General features: G+C 72.2%; 14 protein-coding genes. 4 read left to right on the forward strand and 10 right to left on the reverse strand.

Annotated elements, in window-relative coordinates; all coding sequences use genetic code 11:
• Positions 1–42 precede the first annotated feature (42 nt).
• The 4 genes from EYQ95_RS19715 to pilG are packed head-to-tail and all read right to left on the reverse strand — an operon-like array spanning position 43 to position 3,426.
• Positions 43–2,061, reverse strand: coding sequence for a methyl-accepting chemotaxis protein (locus tag EYQ95_RS19715; RefSeq protein WP_132329666.1), 2,019 nt, complete (start codon positions 2,059–2,061; stop codon positions 43–45).
• Between the two features lie 34 nt (positions 2,062–2,095).
• Complete coding sequence (locus tag EYQ95_RS19720; RefSeq protein WP_132329668.1) at positions 2,096–2,644, reverse strand: chemotaxis protein CheW; 549 nt, start codon at positions 2,642–2,644, stop codon at positions 2,096–2,098.
• 1 nt (position 2,645) lies between these two features.
• Positions 2,646–3,011 (reverse strand): PleD family two-component system response regulator, encoded by a 366-nt coding sequence (locus tag EYQ95_RS19725; protein WP_132329670.1) that lies wholly within the window; start codon positions 3,009–3,011, stop codon positions 2,646–2,648.
• A gap of 16 nt (positions 3,012–3,027) precedes the next feature.
• Positions 3,028–3,426, reverse strand: a complete 399-nt coding sequence (gene pilG / locus EYQ95_RS19730; RefSeq protein ID WP_132329704.1) for a twitching motility response regulator PilG — start codon at positions 3,424–3,426, stop codon at positions 3,028–3,030.
• Positions 3,427–3,599: 173 nt separating this feature from the next.
• On the opposite strand from pilG, the gene gshB reads away from it, so the two are divergent.
• Positions 3,600–4,553, forward strand: coding sequence for a glutathione synthase (gene gshB / locus EYQ95_RS19735; protein WP_132329672.1), 954 nt, complete (start codon positions 3,600–3,602; stop codon positions 4,551–4,553).
• Positions 4,554–4,562: 9 nt separating this feature from the next.
• Positions 4,563–5,441, forward strand: a complete 879-nt coding sequence (locus EYQ95_RS19740) for an energy transducer TonB (RefSeq protein ID WP_132329674.1) — start codon at positions 4,563–4,565, stop codon at positions 5,439–5,441.
• A 30-nt stretch (positions 5,442–5,471) separates the two neighbouring features.
• On the opposite strand, the gene EYQ95_RS19745 is transcribed toward EYQ95_RS19740, so the two are convergent.
• The 5 genes from EYQ95_RS19745 to mrcB all read right to left on the reverse strand — a co-directional run bounded on the left by EYQ95_RS19745 (position 5,472) and on the right by mrcB (position 12,383).
• Complete coding sequence (locus EYQ95_RS19745; protein ID WP_132329676.1) at positions 5,472–6,581, reverse strand: hypothetical protein; 1,110 nt, start codon at positions 6,579–6,581, stop codon at positions 5,472–5,474.
• Positions 6,578–7,282 carry a tRNA (adenosine(37)-N6)-threonylcarbamoyltransferase complex dimerization subunit type 1 TsaB gene (gene tsaB, locus EYQ95_RS19750; protein ID WP_132329678.1) on the reverse strand — a complete coding sequence of 235 codons (705 nt, stop codon included), beginning with the start codon at positions 7,280–7,282 and terminating at the stop codon, positions 6,578–6,580. The genes EYQ95_RS19745 and tsaB overlap by 4 nt, the downstream gene beginning before the upstream one ends.
• A 145-nt stretch (positions 7,283–7,427) precedes the next feature.
• Positions 7,428–9,440, reverse strand: coding sequence for an ATP-dependent DNA helicase (locus EYQ95_RS19755; RefSeq protein ID WP_243699993.1), 2,013 nt, complete (start codon positions 9,438–9,440; stop codon positions 7,428–7,430).
• A gap of 1 nt (position 9,441) precedes the next feature.
• Complete coding sequence (locus tag EYQ95_RS26880; RefSeq protein ID WP_132329682.1) at positions 9,442–9,963, reverse strand: tetratricopeptide repeat protein; 522 nt, start codon at positions 9,961–9,963, stop codon at positions 9,442–9,444.
• Positions 9,960–12,383 carry a penicillin-binding protein 1B gene (gene mrcB, locus EYQ95_RS19765; protein WP_132329684.1) on the reverse strand — a complete coding sequence of 808 codons (2,424 nt, stop codon included), beginning with the start codon at positions 12,381–12,383 and terminating at the stop codon, positions 9,960–9,962. The genes EYQ95_RS26880 and mrcB overlap by 4 nt, the downstream gene beginning before the upstream one ends.
• A 115-nt stretch (positions 12,384–12,498) precedes the next feature.
• Between mrcB and EYQ95_RS19770 the strand changes: the two genes are divergently transcribed.
• On the forward strand, positions 12,499–14,607 hold the full coding sequence (locus EYQ95_RS19770) for a glycosyltransferase (protein WP_132329686.1): 2,109 nt from the start codon (positions 12,499–12,501) through the stop codon (positions 14,605–14,607).
• 24 nt (positions 14,608–14,631) lie between these two features.
• On the opposite strand, the gene EYQ95_RS19775 is transcribed toward EYQ95_RS19770, so the two are convergent.
• On the reverse strand, positions 14,632–16,785 hold the full coding sequence (locus EYQ95_RS19775) for a bifunctional (p)ppGpp synthetase/guanosine-3',5'-bis(diphosphate) 3'-pyrophosphohydrolase (RefSeq protein WP_132329688.1): 2,154 nt from the start codon (positions 16,783–16,785) through the stop codon (positions 14,632–14,634).
• 75 nt (positions 16,786–16,860) lie between these two features.
• Here EYQ95_RS19775 and EYQ95_RS19780 point away from each other — a divergent pair, with 75 nt between their 5' ends.
• Complete coding sequence (locus EYQ95_RS19780; protein ID WP_132329690.1) at positions 16,861–17,349, forward strand: hypothetical protein; 489 nt, start codon at positions 16,861–16,863, stop codon at positions 17,347–17,349.
• The last annotated feature ends 25 nt before the right edge of the window (positions 17,350–17,374 follow it).

Consider the following 17,374-nt stretch of genomic DNA (forward strand, 5'->3'; position numbering starts at 1 on the left):
GGCCAGGTGCGTGCCAAGTCATTCGTAAGTGTCCGTTCGCGATCAGGCCGGGAGCTTGAAGTCGGCGACCGAGCGGCGCAGGTCGGCGGCGAGCTGCGCCAGGTTTCCGATCGAGGCCGCCGTCTGGCTCGCGCCCTGCGAGGTCTGCGCGGTGATGGACTGGATGGTGGTCATCGTCTGGGTGATGTTCGACGCCGCGTAGGACTGCTGCTGCGCCGCCGACGAGATGTTCTGGATGAGGTTCGACAGGTCGGTCGACACCTTTTCGATCTCGCCCAGCGCCGTACCCGCGTCCTCGGCCAGCCGCGCACCGGCGACCACTTCCGAGGTCGTCTGCTCCATCGAGCTGACCGCCTCGTTGGTGTCGGACTGAATCGTCTGCACCAGCGTCTCGATTCGCTTGGTCGCGTTGGACGCGCGTTCGGCGAGTCGCTGGACTTCGTCGGCCACGACCGCGAAGCCGCGGCCGGCCTCGCCCGCCGAGGCCGCCTGGATCGCCGCGTTCAGCGCGAGGATGTTCGTCTGCTCGGAGATGTCGTTGATGAGTTCGACGATCGAGCCGATCTCCTGCGAGCTCTCGCCCAGGCGCTTGATTCGCTTCGAGGTTTCCTGGATCTGGTCACGGATGCTGTCCATGCCCTGGATCGTCTGGCGCACCACGCCCGCGCCCTTGGTCGCGATCTGCACCGAGCGCTGCGCCACGTCCGCGGATTCGGCGGAGTTCTTCGACACTTCCTCGATCGAGGCCGCGATCTCGTTGATTCGCTCCGAGGCCGAGCCGATCTCCTGCGCCTGGTGCTCGGCGGCTTCCGCGAGCTGCATGGCGGTGGCCTGCGTCTCCTGCGCGCTGGCCGCGACCTGCACCGAGGTGTCGGTGATCGTCTGCACGAGGCTGCGCAGCTGCTCGACCGCGAAGTTGATCGAGTCCGCGATCGCGCCGGTCATGTCCTCGGTGACCGTCGCCTTCACCGTCAGGTCGCCTTCCGCGAGCGAGCCCATCTCGTCCAGCAGGCGCATGATGGCCTCCTGGTTGCGGTCGTTGAGCTCCTTCGTGGTCTGGTAGCGGCGCTGCTGCTGCTTGTTGAGCGAGTAGAGCAGGCCGAGGATCGAGAGCACCGCGGCCAGGCCGGACAGGATCGAGATCCAGACGTTGCCGAGGACGCTGGTGTCGGTCAGCGAGCCGGTCGAGGTGAAGGCGCGGAAGACGTCGCGCGCCTCGGTCAGAAGCTCGTCGGAGTTGGCACTGATCGCCGCGGCGGCGGTCTGCGCGCCGATCAGGTTGCGTGCGGAAGCCGTGATGGCGTCCACGTCCTTGCGCATCTCGGCCCACTGCTTCTCGGCCTGGCCCAGCTGCGCGAGCGCGGCGCCGTTGGTGAGCGCGGTGATCTGCCCCTGCTGGCCGCGGCGCAGGCCGTTGAGCACGTTCGTCAGGCCGTTGGCGTCGCGCGCCAGCGCATCGGCGGCGATCTGCGCGTTCTGGCCGCCCGCGCGGATCTCGGCGATGCGGCGTGCCATGTTGCCAGTGGCCACCACCTGGCGCAGCGCGATGTACACCTGCGAGGCCGGCGAGCCGGAGGCCGACATGGCGCGGACGAGTTCGTCGAGCGTGGCCTGCAGGCCCGGCACCTTGTCGGTGAAGCTGTTGGCGCGGGTGGCGAGCTGCACGATCGCCTCCTGGCTCTCGAGCACCTGGTCGGCGCTCTTGCCGAGCGGCGTCCAGGTCCGCGTCAGGTCGGCGATCGGGCCGGACACGCCCGCCGTGCTGCCGAAGTTGTCGTTCAGGCTGCGCACGTTCTCGTCGATCTGCGCCTTGGCGGCACGGAAGCGTTCGAACGCCTGCGCATCACCGCCCACCGCCTGCTGGCCCTGCGCGGCAAGCGTCTGCGAGAGCACCTGCAGGTCCGACGCCGCGCCGCTGGCGCCGGAGAGCCGGCCGGCCTTCCAGGTCGCGTAGCCCGTGTTGGCCGCGAACACGAGAACCGACACGCCCAGCACGGTCAGCCAGGTGTTGACGCCGATGTTGCGTCCCTTGCCGGCGACGGTGTCCATAACGCTGCTCATGGTTGAACCTCGGTCTGTTGCTCTTGATGCGCCGTCAGACGGCGGCCTGTCGGAATTCGGGGGTGCGGGCGAGGCGGTCGAGGCTGAAGATGCCCCACAGGTGCCCGCCCACGCGGTAACCACGCTCGACGAAGTGCGCGTAGCGGCCCTGTGCCAGCGGCTGGAGCGCCTCGTCGTCGAGCTTCTGCTCCTCGACGAAGGAACGCTGGCCGAACAGCTCGTCCACCAGCACGGCCACGTCGCCGCCGGGCTGGCGCACCAGCAGCACGCGCAGGGACTCGTGCAGCACCGTGCGCTCGCCTTCGAGGAACTGCTTCATGTCGACGATCGGCAGCAGCTGGCCGCGGACGTTGGCCACGCCGAGCATCCACGGCTGCGTGCCGGGTACGGGCGTGATCTGCGGGACGGTGAGGATCTCGCGCACCTCGCCGAACTCGGAGGCAAGCCGGCGGCTGCCGACGCGGTAGCCCACGCCGCGCCAGAGGCCCGGCGCGTCGAGCTGCTCGGGCAGGCCGGGCACGTGCGCCAGCGAGCGGCGCTCGTAGTCGGCGAGGACGTCGAACGGGCTCGTGGCGAGGTCCATCTCAGGCACCCAGCAGTTCGTTGATGCGCGAGATCAGCTCGTCCTCGCGCGGCGGCTTGACGATGTAGTCCTTCGCGCCCTGGCGAAGGCCCCAGGCCTTGTCGGTCTCCATGCCCTTGGTGCTGACGATGAGCACGGGGATGGACTTGGTCTCGGCGTCACGCGACAGCGCGCGGGTGGCCTGGAAGCCGTTCATGCCGGGCAGGACGACGTCCATGAGCACGAGGTCGGGCCGCTCGCGGCGGCAGGCCTCGATGCCGTCCTCGGCGCTGCCCGAGGTCAACACGACGTGGCCGTTGCGCTCGAGCAGCTGGGTCATGACCGCCGACTCGGTCGGCGAGTCCTCGATCAGGAGAATGCGTGCCATGTGCCTTACCCCCCGGTCAGGCGTTGACGTGCTTGCGGATCGCGTCGAGGAGTTCCTCGCGCGTGAACGGCTTGGTGAGGTACTGCTCGGAGCCGACGATGCGGCCGCGCGCCTTGTCGAACAGGCCGTCCTTCGAGGACAGCATGATGACCGGCGTGGAGCGGAAGCTCTGGTTGTTCTTGATCAGCGCGCAGGTCTGGTAGCCGTCCAGCCGCGGCATCATCACGTCGACGAAGATGATCTGCGGCTGCTGGTCGGCGATCTTGGCCAGCGCCTCGAAACCATCCGAAGCCGTGACCACGTCGCAGCCCTCTCGCTTGAGCAGCGTCTCGGCCGTGCGGCGGATGGTCTTCGAGTCGTCGATGACCATGACCTTCAGACCGCCCAGGCTGCCGGTGCGGGCGTCGTCCTGCATTCCGTATTCCCCCAGCGCCACGGAAACGGTGGCGCGCAAGCCTTTATTCCAAGCCCGGAAGGGGCTGTCAAGCAGGCAATTTTCGTCACCACGAACCTGAAGTACTGGCAATTTGCGTCAGGCTCGGCCGACCCCGGCTGCTACCATCGGCCGACCCCGCCCGTGCCCGAGCCATGCCCCTCAACATCGTCGTGGTGATGGATCCCATCGGGTCCATCAGGATTGCCAAGGATTCCACCTTCGCCATGCTGCTGGAGGCCCAGCGCCGCGGCCATGCGCTGTGGTACGTGCTGCCCGGCGGCCTGGGCGTGCGCGACGGCCGTGCGACCGCGAGCGTCGCGCCCCTGAAGGTCGCGGACGATCCGCGCGGATGGTTCGAACTGGGCGATGCGTCACAGGTCGAACTGGACGGCCGGCACGTCGTGCTGATGCGCAAGGATCCGCCGGTGGACGAGCAGTACGTGCACGACACCCAGATCCTCGGCATCGCCCAGCGCGCGGGCGCCCTCGTGGTGAACGATCCGCAGGGGCTGCGCGACTACAACGAGAAGCTGGCCGCGCTGGAGTTCCCGCAGTGCTGCCCGCCGACGCTGGTCACGCGGGACGCCGCCGCGATCAAGGCCTTCGTCGCCGAGCATGGCGACGCGGTGCTCAAGACGCTGGACGGCATGGGCGGCCGCTCGATCTTCCGCGCGCGGGTGGGCGACCCCAACCTCAACGTCATCCTCGAGACGCTCACCGACGGCGGCAGGCACCTGGCCATGGCGCAGCGCTACATCCCGGAGATCGTCGAAGGCGACAAGCGCATCCTGCTGGTGGACGGCGTGCCGGTGGACTACTGCCTGGCCCGCATCCCGCAGGGCGACGAGTTCCGCGGCAACCTGGCCGCCGGCGGGCGCGGCGAGGGCCGTCCGCTGACCGAGCGCGACCGCCGGATCGCCGCCGAGGTCGGGCCGGACATGAAGGCGCGCGGGATGCTCTTCGTGGGCCTGGACGTGATCGGCGGCTGGCTGACCGAGGTCAACGTCACCAGCCCCACGTGCATCCGCGAGCTGGATGCGCAGTTCGGGCTCAACATCGCGGGCCTGCTGTTCGACGCGATCGAAGCGCGCGCCGGGAGCCGCTGAGCCGGTCGGATGGCGACGATCGAGCCGGCCCGGACGATCTCCGACGAGGGCGCGCGGCGGCTCTCGATGGCCCTGGCGCTGTCGGTCGCGCTGCATACGGGGCTGATCGTGGCCGTGGGCTTCGCGCCGGAAGCGGCCGCGCCGGTGGTGCCGACGCTCGATGTCATCTTCACCGAGACGCAGTCCAGGCTCACGCCGAAGCAGGCCGATTTCCTCGCGCAGGCCAGCAACGTCGGCGGCGGCGAGCACGAGAAGACCACGCGCCCGCGCGAGGCGCAGAGCGGCACGTCGCCGCAGCCCGAACCGGGCGTGGCGCCGCGCGAGCTGCTCGCGCAGTCGCCCGCGCCCTCGGCGGCGCCGCGCGAGCGCGTCGCAAGCACGCCGCGCGGCGAAACCGTCGTGCCCATGCCCGAGGACACGCCGGCCCCTGCGACGCGGCCGCTGCCCGTGGGGCGCGAGAAGATCGAGCGCGACATGCGCATGGCCCGACTGGCCGCCGAGATCCACCTGCGCTCGGAGCGCTATGCCAAGCGGCCCAAGCGCAAGTTCATCTCGGCCAGCACGCAGGAATACGTCTGGGCCGAATACCTGCGCGGCTGGGTGGACCGGGTGGAGCGCGTGGGCAACCTCAACTATCCCGACGAGGCGCGCCGGCGGCGGCTGGCGGGCCAGGTCGTCATCACCATCGCGATCCGCCGCAACGGGTCGGTGGAACGCGCGGACATCGTGCAGTCCAGCGGCATCCGCCTGCTGGACGAGTCGGCCCTGCGCATCGCGCGGCTGGCCGAGCCCTATGCGCCGCTGCCGCGCACGCAGGAAGATCCCGACATCCTGCACGTCACGCGCACGTGGCAGTTCCGCCCCGAAGGCGCGCTGGTCGACGACTGAGCATCGCCAGGGCCCGTCCGCCCCGCCCGCCTAGGGCGCGATGCGGACCGCGCCGGGATGGGCGCGCACCTCGTGCCAGGGGAGCAGCGTCCACTCCGGGTATTCGCAGGCGCGGGCCACGCGCGGGAACGACGGCCCCAGGTACAGGCCGGCGTCCGTGGCGTACCAGGACGGCAGGCTCCACACCTCGGGATCGGTGTAGTCGCAGCCCTCCGACTCGCCGTCGCCGGCGATACGACGGGGATGGTGGCGCGCCATCGCCTCGGCCAGCCATGGGGCCAGCACCGCCTGCCGGTACTCGAAGAACGCGGACTCGCTGGCGCCGCCGATACGCGGCGGCGTGCCCGTGCCGAGCCAGAGCACGTCCTCCAGCGCGAGGTCGCGACCGGTGCGCGGGTCGAGGTTGAGCGGCACGTCGCCGAAGTCGGGATGGGCCCCGCCGCAGCTGTAGCTGACGAACACGCTCACGCTCAGGAGCGTGGGCGCGATGCGGCGCAGGGTGGTGCGCACGGCGTAGTCGCCATGGGGCAGTCCCTGGCATTCGGCGGCGTTGGCGATCTCGGCCCAGTGCCGCTGCGCGAGGAGGCGATTCAGGCGGGCGCGGGTCGCCGCGTCGTAGCCGGCGACGATGCGGAACAGCTCGACGCCGGAAACCGGCTCCACCTGCCAGAGCAGGCGGTAGGGCCCCACCGCCTGCTCGCGCCCGGGGCGCAGGCGCCGGCCGGCGACCCGCAGGGCGGCATAGGGGTCGCGACGCGCGAGTTCGGCACGCTCGGGGTCCTGTGCGGCCGTGCGCGCCGGCGTGAGCCGCACGGGCAACCGCCGGCCGTCGGCGCGGCGCCAGTCGCCCACCAGGACATCGGGGCGCGAGGCGTCGAGCGTCCACTCCGGGTCGTCCGGCGTCGTCTCGTAGCTTTCATGCTCGCGAAGGCTCAGGCGCGCGCCGTCGCGCATGCCCTCCAGCTGCAGGTCGCGCCCGTGGCGCTCGTAGAAGTAGCGACCGAAGACCTGCGCGCCGTCGTCGGAGAGTTCGACCACGACGCGTGCGTCGCCGATGCGCCCGGTCCAGGCGCGCGTGCCCGCAGCGGCCGGCATGGCCACCGACGCAAGCGCCAGCAGGACGGCAAGCCACGCCCTCACCGCCGCGACTCCCGCAGCGCCTGCTGTTCCCGCAGTGTCAGCGCCACGTTGTCGCGCAGGTAGGCCGGCTCCACGCGCTCGGGCGCGAGCGCCTCGCCCCGCGCGAAGGCACGCGCGGCCAGTGCGGCAATGTCCGCGGCATGCGGCAGGGCGGCGGCGTCCGCGCCGGCCAGCTGCCCGGCGAGGCGAGCCGCCAGCACGCCGCCCGCTGCCGCGAACCCCGTGCCGGCGCCGCGCCAGCCGTCCCCGTCCACGGCCACGCCGTCGGGTGCCTGCAGGCGCTCATCGTCGAGGGCGACCAGGTCGCCGCCATCCATGCGGAACGCGCCGACGTAGAGCTCGCCCATGCGGGCGTCGATGGCGGCGAGCACCGGCGTGCCCGCATGCGCCTGCGCCGCGGGCCGCGCAAGGGCGGCGAGCGTGGAAACCGGCACCAGTGGGCGGTCGAGCCCGAGCGCGACGCCCTGCGCGATCGCGATGGCCAGCCGCACGCCGGTGAAGGCGCCAGGGCCGCGTCCGACGGCGATGGCGTCGAGATCGCGCCGAGGTACGCCGGCCTCGGCGAGCAACGCATCTGCCCAGGGCAGCGCGAGTTCGGCATGACGACGCGGTACGACGTCGTAGCGCTCCCTCACCTCGCCGTCGATCCACAGCGCGACGGAACAGGCTTCGGTGGCGGTTTCGAAGGCGAGCAGTTTCATCGACGGGATTCGGGATTCGGGACAGGCTGCGGGGTCGTCGGGCGGGCCCGGTCGCACAGCCGCCGCGGAGCGCGCGAGCCGGACCGCGGCCGGGAGCGGGCGATCGGGATTGTGCGCGAAGCCGGGGGCACCGTACTTGCCGGCGCTACGTCGATTCCACCGGAGCATCCGCGAAGAAGTCGATCACGTCGTCGACCCGGCGCGTCCTGGGAAACGGTGGCAGCGAGTTCATGAACACGCTGCCGTACTGCCTGCCGGTCAGGCGCGGGTCGCAGAGCACCAGCACACCGCGGTCGGTTTCCGTGCGGATCAGCCGCCCCACGCCCTGCTTGAGCGCGATGACGGCCTGCGGCAGCTGCTCGTCGCGGAAGGGCACGCCGCCGCTGCGCCGGATGGCGTCCAGCCGCGCCTCGAACACCGGATCGTCCGGCGATGCGAACGGCAGCTTGTCGATCACCACCACGCTCAGCGCGTCGCCCGCCACGTCGACGCCCTCGCGGAAGCTCGCCGCGCCCAGCAGTACGCCATTGCCCGATGCGCGGAAGCGCTCGAGCAGCACGCCGCGCGGCGCCTCGCCCTGCACGAACAGGGGCCAGGGGCCGCCCTTGAGCAGCTCGGCGGTCTCGCGCAGCGCGCGGTGCGAGGCGAACAGCAGGAAGGCGCGGCCGCCCGAAGCCTCCAGCACCGGGCGCACGGCGTCGACCAGTGCATGCTGGTAGTCACGCGATCCCGGGTCCGGCATGCGCGGCGGCAGGTAGCACAGCGCCTGCGTGCCCCAGTCGAACGGGCTGGGCACGAGCATCGTGGCCGGCTGCCACAGGCCCAGCTTGATCGCGAAGTGCTCGAAGCGCGAATTGACCGCGAGCGTGGCCGAGGTGAACACCCAGGCCGCCTGCGTGCGCGCGCGGTGCTGCGCCAGCGGGCCCGAAACGTCGAGCGGCGTGCGCGAAAGGCGGAAGCCGCGCGCGGTGAGCTCGTACCAGAGCACGTTCTCGTCGCCGGCGCGCCTGTCCGCGGACTCGCCCTGCCCGTCATCGTCCGCATCCCGGGCGTCGACCCCGATGGCCGTGTCCTCGCCGTCGCGCCAGCGCTGCAGCCGTCCGCGGAACTCGATGGCCCGCGCCGCGCAGCTGTCGAAGCCCGGCGACGTCGCGGCCAGGGCCTGCACCGCCGCCAGCAACGCGGCCAGGGCCTGGTCCAGAGCGTCGAATGCCGCCTCGGCCCCGGGCGACTCGGCCACGCGCTTGCGGGTGCCGCGCACGGGCAGCTCATCCATCGCGATGCGCAGCGTGCGCACGCGGTGCTCGAGCGCGCGCGCGGGCTCCTGCACCGTGGCCGCGGCGCCCGTGACGGCGCGCGCCTCCGCCAGCACGTCGCGCGCGAGCTCCACCAGCGGCCGCGCGCTCAGCGATTCGCCGAAGAACTGCGCGGCCAGCTCGGGCAGCTGGTGGGCCTCGTCGATCACGAAGGCCTCGGCACCGGGCAGGATCTCGCCGAAGCCTTCCTGCTTGAGCGCCAGGTCCGCCAGCAGCAGGTGGTGGTTGACCACCACGATGTCGGCGGCCTGCGCGCGCTGGCGCGCCTGCACGACGAAGCACTCGCTGAAGAACGGGCATTCGGTGCCGAGGCAGTTCTCGGCCGTGCTCGTCACCAGCGGGATCAGCGGGGAGTCGTCGGTGAGATCCTCGAGCTCGGCGAGGTCGCCCATGCGCGTGCGGCCGGACCAGGCCACGATGCGCTGGAACTGGGCGACCTGCTCGCGCGAGGTGAAGCGCGGCTCGCCCTGCGCCTGCCGCATGCGGTAATGGCAGAGGTAGTTCGCGCGGCCCTTGAGCAGCGCGCTGGAATGGCCCACGCCCAGCGCGTTGCGCACGCGCGGGAGGTCGCGGTGGTAGAGCTGGTCCTGCAGCGCGCGGGTGCCGGTGGAAACGATCGTCTTCTTGCCCGAAAGCAGCGCCGGCACCAGGTAGGCGAAGGTCTTGCCGGTGCCGGTGCCGGCCTCGGCCAGCAGCGTGCCGCGCTCGACGAAGGCGTCGGCGATCGCGGCGGACAGGTCCTGCTGCGCGGGTCGCGTCCGGAAGCCGGCGATCTCGCGCGCGAGCGCACCGTCGTCGGCGAGCGCCTCGCGGCACGCGCGTGCCAGTTGCGAGCCGGCCACGTCAGTAGCGCGGTGGCGGGGTGACGGTACAGGCCTCGCGCTCGCGGCGCGCGGCCTCCGCGCGCGTGGCGGCGCCCGCGTCGCCCAGCCGGGCCTGCGCGAGCGCCACCTGCAGCCGCGTCTCCTGCTGGCGGCGGCAGAGCGGGCCGACCTTCGGACCCGATGCATGGCTGCGCTCGGCCAGGGCCAGGGCCTCGTCGAAACGCCCCTGCGCCAGCGCGACTTCCGCGCGCGCCTGCAGCAGCGCCGGATCGTCCGCCGCGATCTCCAGCGCCTGGTCCAGCGCCTGCGCGGCGGCGTCCAGGCGTCCGGCGGCCTCGTGGGCCGCGGCCTGCGCCTGCAGGTCGGCGACGCCGGGGTCGACCAGCGGACGCACGGCAAGCTCGTCGGCCGAGGCCACGCCGGCCGCACGCACGGCCTCGACGGCGGCCCGCGTGTCCACTTCCACGCGCGGCACCACCGGCGTGCCGGCACACCCGGCCAGCGCGAACACCGACATCAGGACGGCGGTTCGCTGCCTCATTCCTGGTCGACCGGCACCGGCTCGGGCGGCAGGCGACGCGCGGGATCGGCCGGCACCGACGGCTCGGCCGGCTGCGGATCGCCGCCGCCGAACAGCGACTCCCAGAAGCCCGGCCCCTCGGCGTCGGCCGGCGCCGCCGGCTGCGCGGCCGGGCACGGCACCTGCGCCGGCGCGAAGCCCCGCACGAACGGGAAGCGCTGCGCGCCCGGGCAGCCGTCCTCGGTGGTGTTCGAGCCGATCACCCAGCGCCAGTCCAGCCCCTCCTCGGGCACGCGCAGCGGCGAGGTCGGCAGCCGCGCGAACAGCGCGGACCAGACGCGCATGCCGCCGGTGGCGCCGTAGAGCCCGGTGGGCTTGTTCTGGTCGTTGCCGACCCAGACCACCGCCAGGTGATCGCCCGTCCAGCCGGCGAACCAGCTGTCCTTGCCATCGTTGCTGGTGCCGGTCTTGCCGGCGGGCGACAGGCGCCCGAGGCCGTCGGCCACCAGCTGGCGCGCCGTGCCATTCGTGACCGCGCGCTGCAGTGCGACCGTGATGAGCCGCGCGGCGATCGCGTCGCCTTCCTGCGCCGGGGCCGGCGCGGTGTCGTAGCGGTTCACCGCGCGGCCGTCGGCATCCAGGACGCCGCGCACGGCGCGCAGCGGCTGGATGCGCCCACCCGAGGCGAGGAACTGGTAGAGCTGCGCCATCGCATACGGACTCTGGTCGACCGAGCCCAGGATCAGCGCCGGATTCGGCTCGGCCTCGATGCCCGCCAGCGTGCGCACGAGCTCGGCCAGGCGCTCGGGCGTGACCTGCATGCCCACGCGCACGGTGGCCTGGTTGTACGACTGGGCCAGCGCGTCGATCAGGCGCACGGTGCCGTGGCTGCGGCCGTCGGAGTTGTCCGGCGACCAGCGGCGCCCGTCGGTGCGCACGGTGATCGGCGTGTCCTGCACGTAGGTGGCGAGCGAGTAGCGGTCCGGCTGGGCGAGCGCGAGCAGGTACACGAACGGCTTGAGCAGCGAACCCACCGGCCGCTGCGCCTCCACCGCGCGGTTGAAGCCGTGCTCGGCCACGTCGCGTGCGCCGACCACCGCCACGACCTCGCCACGGTGCACGTCGGTGACGACCATGCCCGCCTGCAGCGGCACGCGGCGCTTGCCGATCGCGTCCAGCGTGCGCGTCACCGCGCTTTCGGCATAGGCCTGCGCCGAAGGCGACATGCCCGTCATCACGCTCAGGCCCGCACCCATGAGCGCGTCGGTGGGGTAGTCGCGCGCGAGCTGGCGGCGCACCAGTTCCACGTAGGCCGGGAAACGGTTCGGCGCGAGCGTGGTCGGCTTCGCCGTCACGCCCAGCGGTGCCTTCGCCGCGCGGTCGTGCTCGGCCTGGTCGATCAGCCCGGTCTCCAGCATCTCCCCGAGCACGAGGTCGCGGCGATCGCGCGCACGATCGGGGTTCTTGCGCGGGTCGTAGTACGACGGCCCCTTCACCAGCCCGATCAGCAGCGCGACGTGTTCGGTCTTGAGGTCGGCCAGCTCGCGGCCGAAGTAGAACTCAGAGCCGGCCGCCACGCCGTGGATCGCCTGCGAGCCACGCTGGCCCAGGTAGACCTGGTTGAGGTAGGCCTCGAGGATCACGCTCTTGTCGTAGCGCGCCTCGATCAGCATCGCGTACAGGATCTCCTTGAACTTGCGCCGCCAGGTCTGCTCCTTGCCGATGCCGAGCAGGCCGCTGCGCGCGAGCTGCTGGGTGAGCGTGCTCGCGCCCTGGCGCTTGTCGCCCTCGCGCACGTTGACGAACACGGCGCGCAGCATGCCGCTCATGTCGATGCCGAAGTGGCTGTTGAAATCGCGGTCCTCGACGGCCTGCAGGCCGGTGACCAGCAGCTCCGGCACCTCGTTGATGCGAACCAGGCGCCGCTCCTCCTGCTTCTGGCCGTAGAGCGTGGCGATGCGCGCGGGGTCCAGGCGATGCGCGCGCAGCGTGCGGCGCGTGTCGGCATCGCGCACGCCGGCGATGCGGCCGCCCGAGAGCGTGACCTCGACGCGCCGCGCGCGCACCACGCCGTCCACGTCGTTGAAGCCCCGGCTGGCGATCGTCCAGCGCGAACCATTGCGCGCGTAGGAGCCCGGGCGACGCCCGTCGCCCTCGCGGTACGCCGCGGCCTCGAGCTCGGTCTTCAGCGTGGCCGCATCCATCGCCACGCCGGGCGCCACCACGAGCGGTCGCGCGTACACGCGCGTGGGCAGCTGCCAGCGCAGCTGGCCGAAGCGCTGGCCGACCTCGTGGTTCAGGTAGAGCGTGTAGGGGATGAGGAACCCAAGGCCCAGCGCGACGGCGGCGAGCGTCCAGGTGACCAGCCGGCGGCGCCAGCCGGAGGCCGGGGCGGCGCCGGTGTCGTCGGCATCGTCTTCGTCGTAATCGATTCGGGCCACGGAGTGCGAGAATGAAGGGCTGGCGCCCGCCTGGGGCGAGTCTAGCGCAGGCGGCCACGCGCCCCGCCCGATGCCGCCGGCCGCGATTCACGCCCGATTGGAGTCCCGTTTGCCGATGGCTGTCACGCAGGCCCGCTGGGCCGACCTGCGCTTCTATGTCTCCCGCCTGCTCGGCCTCGTGCGGCGCGCGCGCACCAGCCTGCGCACGCGCGGCCTGCGCGCCACCTTCGAGCGGATCGCGGCCCACCTGCGGCCCGCGCCCGCCGCCGCGCGCGCTTCCGTCTACCTGCCCGCCCCCGCGCCCTTCACGCCCTTCACGCTGCCGTCGAGCGACGCGCCGGTGGCCAGCATCGTCGTGCCCGTCTACGGCCAGATCGCGCACACGCTCACCTGTCTGCGCGCGATCGCCGCCCATCCCCCGCGTACGGCCTTCGAGGTCGTCGTGGTGGACGATGGCTCGCCGGACGATACCGCGCGGGTGCTGGCCAACGTGGAAGGCCTGCGCTTCCACCGGCGCGCGGCCAACGGTGGCTTCATCGCCGCCTGCAACGACGGCGCCGCGCTCGCGCGGGGCGAGTACGTCGTGTTCCTCAACAACGATACGGTGCCGCAGCCGGGCTGGCTGGACGAGCTGCTCGGAACGTTCGCCACGCATCCCGATACCGGCCTCGTCGGCGCGCAACTGCTGTATCCGGACGGACGGCTGCAGGAATGCGGCGGGATCGTGTTCTCCGATGCCAGCGCCTGGAACGTGGGGCGCTTCGGGGATCCTTCCGATCCGCGCTACTCGTACGTGCGCGAGGTCGATTACTGTTCGGGTGCGGCCATCGCGATTCGGCGCGCACTGTTCGAGGAGATCGGCGGGTTCGACGCGCGCTACGCGCCGGCCTACTACGAGGACACCGACCTCGCCTTCGCGGTGCGCGAACGCGGGCTGAAGGTGCGGGTGCAGCCCTTCGCGAAGGTCGTCCACGTCGAAGGCGCGACGGCGGGCACCGACGAGACCCGCGGTGCGAAGGCCTACCAGGTACGCAACCGAGGGGTGTTCGCCGCCAAATGGTCGCAGGCGCTGCAGCGCCAGCCGAAGCGGGACGATTCGACGCCGCCGCAGCTGGCACGCGGCACCGCCGTACTCGTAGTGGATGCCCTCACGCCCGACCCGACACGCGATTCCGGCTCGGTGCGCTTGGTGAACATCATGCGGCTCCTGCTGCGGGAAGGCGCGCACGTGACGTTCCTGGCGGCGAACCGGCGCCATGACGGCGTGTCGACGCAAGCTCTGCAACGCCTTGGCGTGGAGGTCTGGTTCGCGCCCCATGCCGGGCGCCCGCCCGTCTGGCTGAAACAACATGCGAAAGCGCTCGATGTCGCGCTCGTATGCCGGCACTACGTCGCCCGCGAGTTCCTGCCGCTTCTGCGCCGCCATGCACCTCGGGCGCGCGTCCTGTTCGACACCGTAGACCTCCACTACCTGCGCGAGCGTCGCGGCGCACTGGTCACGGGGGATCCGGCCCTGGCGCGCGCTGCGGAAGCGACGCGCCAGCTGGAACTGCAGGTGGTGCGCGGCAGCGACGTCACGCTGGTGGTGAGCGAGGCCGAGCGCCGGGTACTCGCTGACGACGCGCCCGGCGCCCGTGTGGAAGTGCTGTCGAACGTGCACGAGCTCGGCGGTCGGGGGCGCCCTTACGCAGAACGCCGGGGGCTGGTCTTCGTCGGCGGCTTCCGCCACCCGCCGAACGTGGACGCCGTCGCCTGGTTCGTCCGCGACGTGTTCCCGCTCATCCGCCGGGTCCGCCCCGACCTGGAATTCCATTGCATCGGCAGCGATGCGCCACCCGCAGTCCTCGCGCTCGCCGGCTGCGACGGCGTGACGTTGCACGGCCACGTGCCCGACCTCTCTCCCTTCATGGACGGCGCGCGAATCGCCGTCGCGCCGCTGCGCTTCGGCGCCGGGGTGAAGGGCAAGGTGAACCTCAGCATGGCGCATGGCCAGCCGGTGGTCGCCACGTCCTGTACGGTGGAGGGCATGCACCTGCGCGACGGCGAGGACGTGCTCGTGGCCGACGACCCCCAGGCCTTCGCCGACGCGGTGCTCCGGCTGTACGGCGACGAGGCGCTGTGGAACCGGCTTGCCGCCAACGGGCTGGACAACGTGGCGCGGCATTTCTCGATGGATGCCGCGCGCGGCGTGGTGCGGCAGGTGATCCTCGGCCTGCCCGGCTAGCGCCTGCCGGGCATCACCGCCGGGCTAGGCCCTCCGCGCCTGCTCGACACCGGGCAGGGCCGCGAGCCTGCCGAGCAGCCCCGCCAGCTGCCCGTAGTCGCCGACCTTCACCCGCAGCCGCAGGCGCAGGCGCCCGCCGCCGCGCTCGTGCTCGGTATTGAGGCTGGCCAGGCCGGCATTGGCCTGTGCGACGACGTTCGTGACTTCCTTGAGCAGCCACTTGCGGTCCAGCGCCACGAGCTCGACGTCGACCTCGTAGCCGGAGCCTGCGCGCCGCCATTCCACGGGCAACACGCGCTGGGGCTGCGCACCGGCCAGCCGCTGGAACGAGGCGCAGTCGGGGCGGTGCACGCTCACGCCGCGCCCGCGCGTCAGGTAGCCGGCGATGGGCTCGCCGGGCAGCGGCTGGCAGCAGCGCGCCAGCTGCACGAGCAGGTTGCCCACGCCCTCGACCGTGAACTCGCCGCGCCCCTTCGATTCGACACGGGCGCGACGCTGCGGAAGCTCCGGCTCCGCGCGCGGCTCCGGCTCGCGCTCGTGCTCGAGCAGCACGCGCGCGACCTGGTGCGGGCCGAGGTCGCCCAGGGCCACCTGCACGTAGAGCTCGCCGTCGCCGGCGAGGTGGAAGCGCTCGCGTGCAGGCGCGAGGTCCGCGCCCAGCAGGCCCATGCGCCGCAGCTCCTTGTCGAGAAGCTCGCGCCCGGCCTGTTCGTTGCGCTCGCGGTCCAGGCGGTTGAACCAGGTGCGCACCTTCTCGCGCGAGCGCGCGCTGGCGAGGAAGCCGTTGGAGGCCACCAACCAGTCGCGCCGCGGCTCGGACACCTTGCCGGTGAGGATCTCCACGCGATCGCCGCTGCGCAGCTTGTGGTCCAGCGGCACGATGCGGCCGTCGACCTTCGCCCCGCGGCAGCGATGCCCCACTTCGGTGTGCACGTGGTAGGCGAAATCCAGCGGCGTCGCGCCGGCCGGCAGGTCGACCACCTCGCCCTTGGGCGTGAGCACGTAGACACGGTCCTCGACCAGTTCGCTGTCGAGCTCGTTGGCGAGCGCGCCGTCCTGCCCGCTGTGCTCGAGCAGCCTGCGCATCCAGGCGATCTTGCGCTCGAAGGCGGCGGCGGCCTGCGCCGACGCCCCGCCCGGCCCGCCGCCCTCCTTGTACTTCCAGTGCGCGGCGACGCCGAGCTCGGCCTGCCGGTGCATGTCGTGGGTGCGGATCTGCACTTCCAGCGTCTTGCCTTCCGGGCCAATCACCGCGGTATGCAGCGAGCGGTAGTCGTTGCGCTTGGGCCGCGCGATGTAGTCGTCGAACTCGCTGGGGATCGGCACCCAGGTCGAGTGGACGACGCCGAGCGCGGCATAGCAGGCGGCGACGTCGTCGACCAGCACCCGCACCGCGCGCAGGTCGTAGAGCTCGCCGATGGGCACGCCCTTGCGCTGCATCTTTTTCCAGATGCTGTAGATGTGCTTGGGCCGGCCGACCACGTCGGCCTCGATGCCCTGCGCGCGCAGCGCATCGTCGAGCACGTCGCGCACCTGGGCGACATAGCGTTCGCGGTCGGCGCGCTTCTCGTCGAGCAGGCGCGCGATCTGCTGGTAGGTCGCGGGCTCGAGGAAGCGGAAGGCGAGGTCCTCGAGCTCCCACTTGAGCTGCCAGATGCCGAGCCGGTTGGCCAGCGGCGCGTGGATGTCGCGGGTAAGCGCGGCCAGGCGCCGGCGCTCGTCCTCCGGGCGCGAGGTGGCCAGGCGCATGCGTGCCAGCTGGCGGGCCAGCAGGATCGGCACGACGCGCAGGTCGCGCACCATCGCCAGCAGCAGGCGGCGCAGGCCTTCGCTGCCCTGCCCGCGCGTCTGCTGCGCGTGCAGCGTCCACACCGGCTCGGCCGCGCGCTGCCCTTCCAGCAGCGAGGCGATGCCCGGAAAGCGTGCGTCGAACGCGGCGCGCGCGTCCGGCGCAGGCAGGTTGAAGGCGTGCAGCACGGCGGCCGCCAGCATCTCGCCGTCGGCGCCGAGCCGCGCCAGCGCATCGAGGGTGGCGTCGAGCTCGGCCGCGCCCACCCCGTCCAGGCGGGTCGACGGCATGGTGGCCACCGCGTCGCGTAATGCCGCGGGCACCGCGCCACCGGCACGCGCCAGGGCGGCGACGGGGTCGCTGGCTGCGGGGGCGGTCTGCGCGTTCATCGGCCGGGGCGGCGGGCGGGAACAGGTCGGGAGCGAGGGTCTACACTAGCCCGCGACCGCCCGGAGGAACAGGACATGCCCAGCCCGCGACTGCCCCGCCTGCTCGTGCTCGCCACCGCGCTGGCCGCGCTGCCCGTGCTCGCCGCCCCGCCGATCCAGCAGCAGATGACGCCCGAGGAGTTCCGTGCCGCGGGCCTGGACAAGCTGAGCGCCGACGAGCTTGCGCGACTGAATGCCTGGCTGGGGCGCACGATCGAGACCGAGACCGAGAAGGCGGCCACGGCGGCGAAGAAGAAGGTCGAGGACGACAATCGCGGCTTCTTCAACTTCGGCTCCAGTGAGCCAGTGCGATCGACCCTCGCCGGCGAGTTCCGGGGCTTCGCGAACGGTCGCAGCTATACGCTCGCCAACGGCCAGGTATGGCGGCAGGTCGACGACGCCAGCCTGGCCGGCGTGCGTCTGACCGACCCCGCGATCACGATCACGCCCAGCCTGGTCGGCAACGCCTGGTACATGTCGGTGGGGCGCTACGGCACGCGCGCGAAGGTCATCCGCATCAAGTAACCCGAGGAGGAAGGTAGGCAGCGTC

The sequence above is a fragment of the Lysobacter sp. N42 genome (assembly GCF_004344885.1).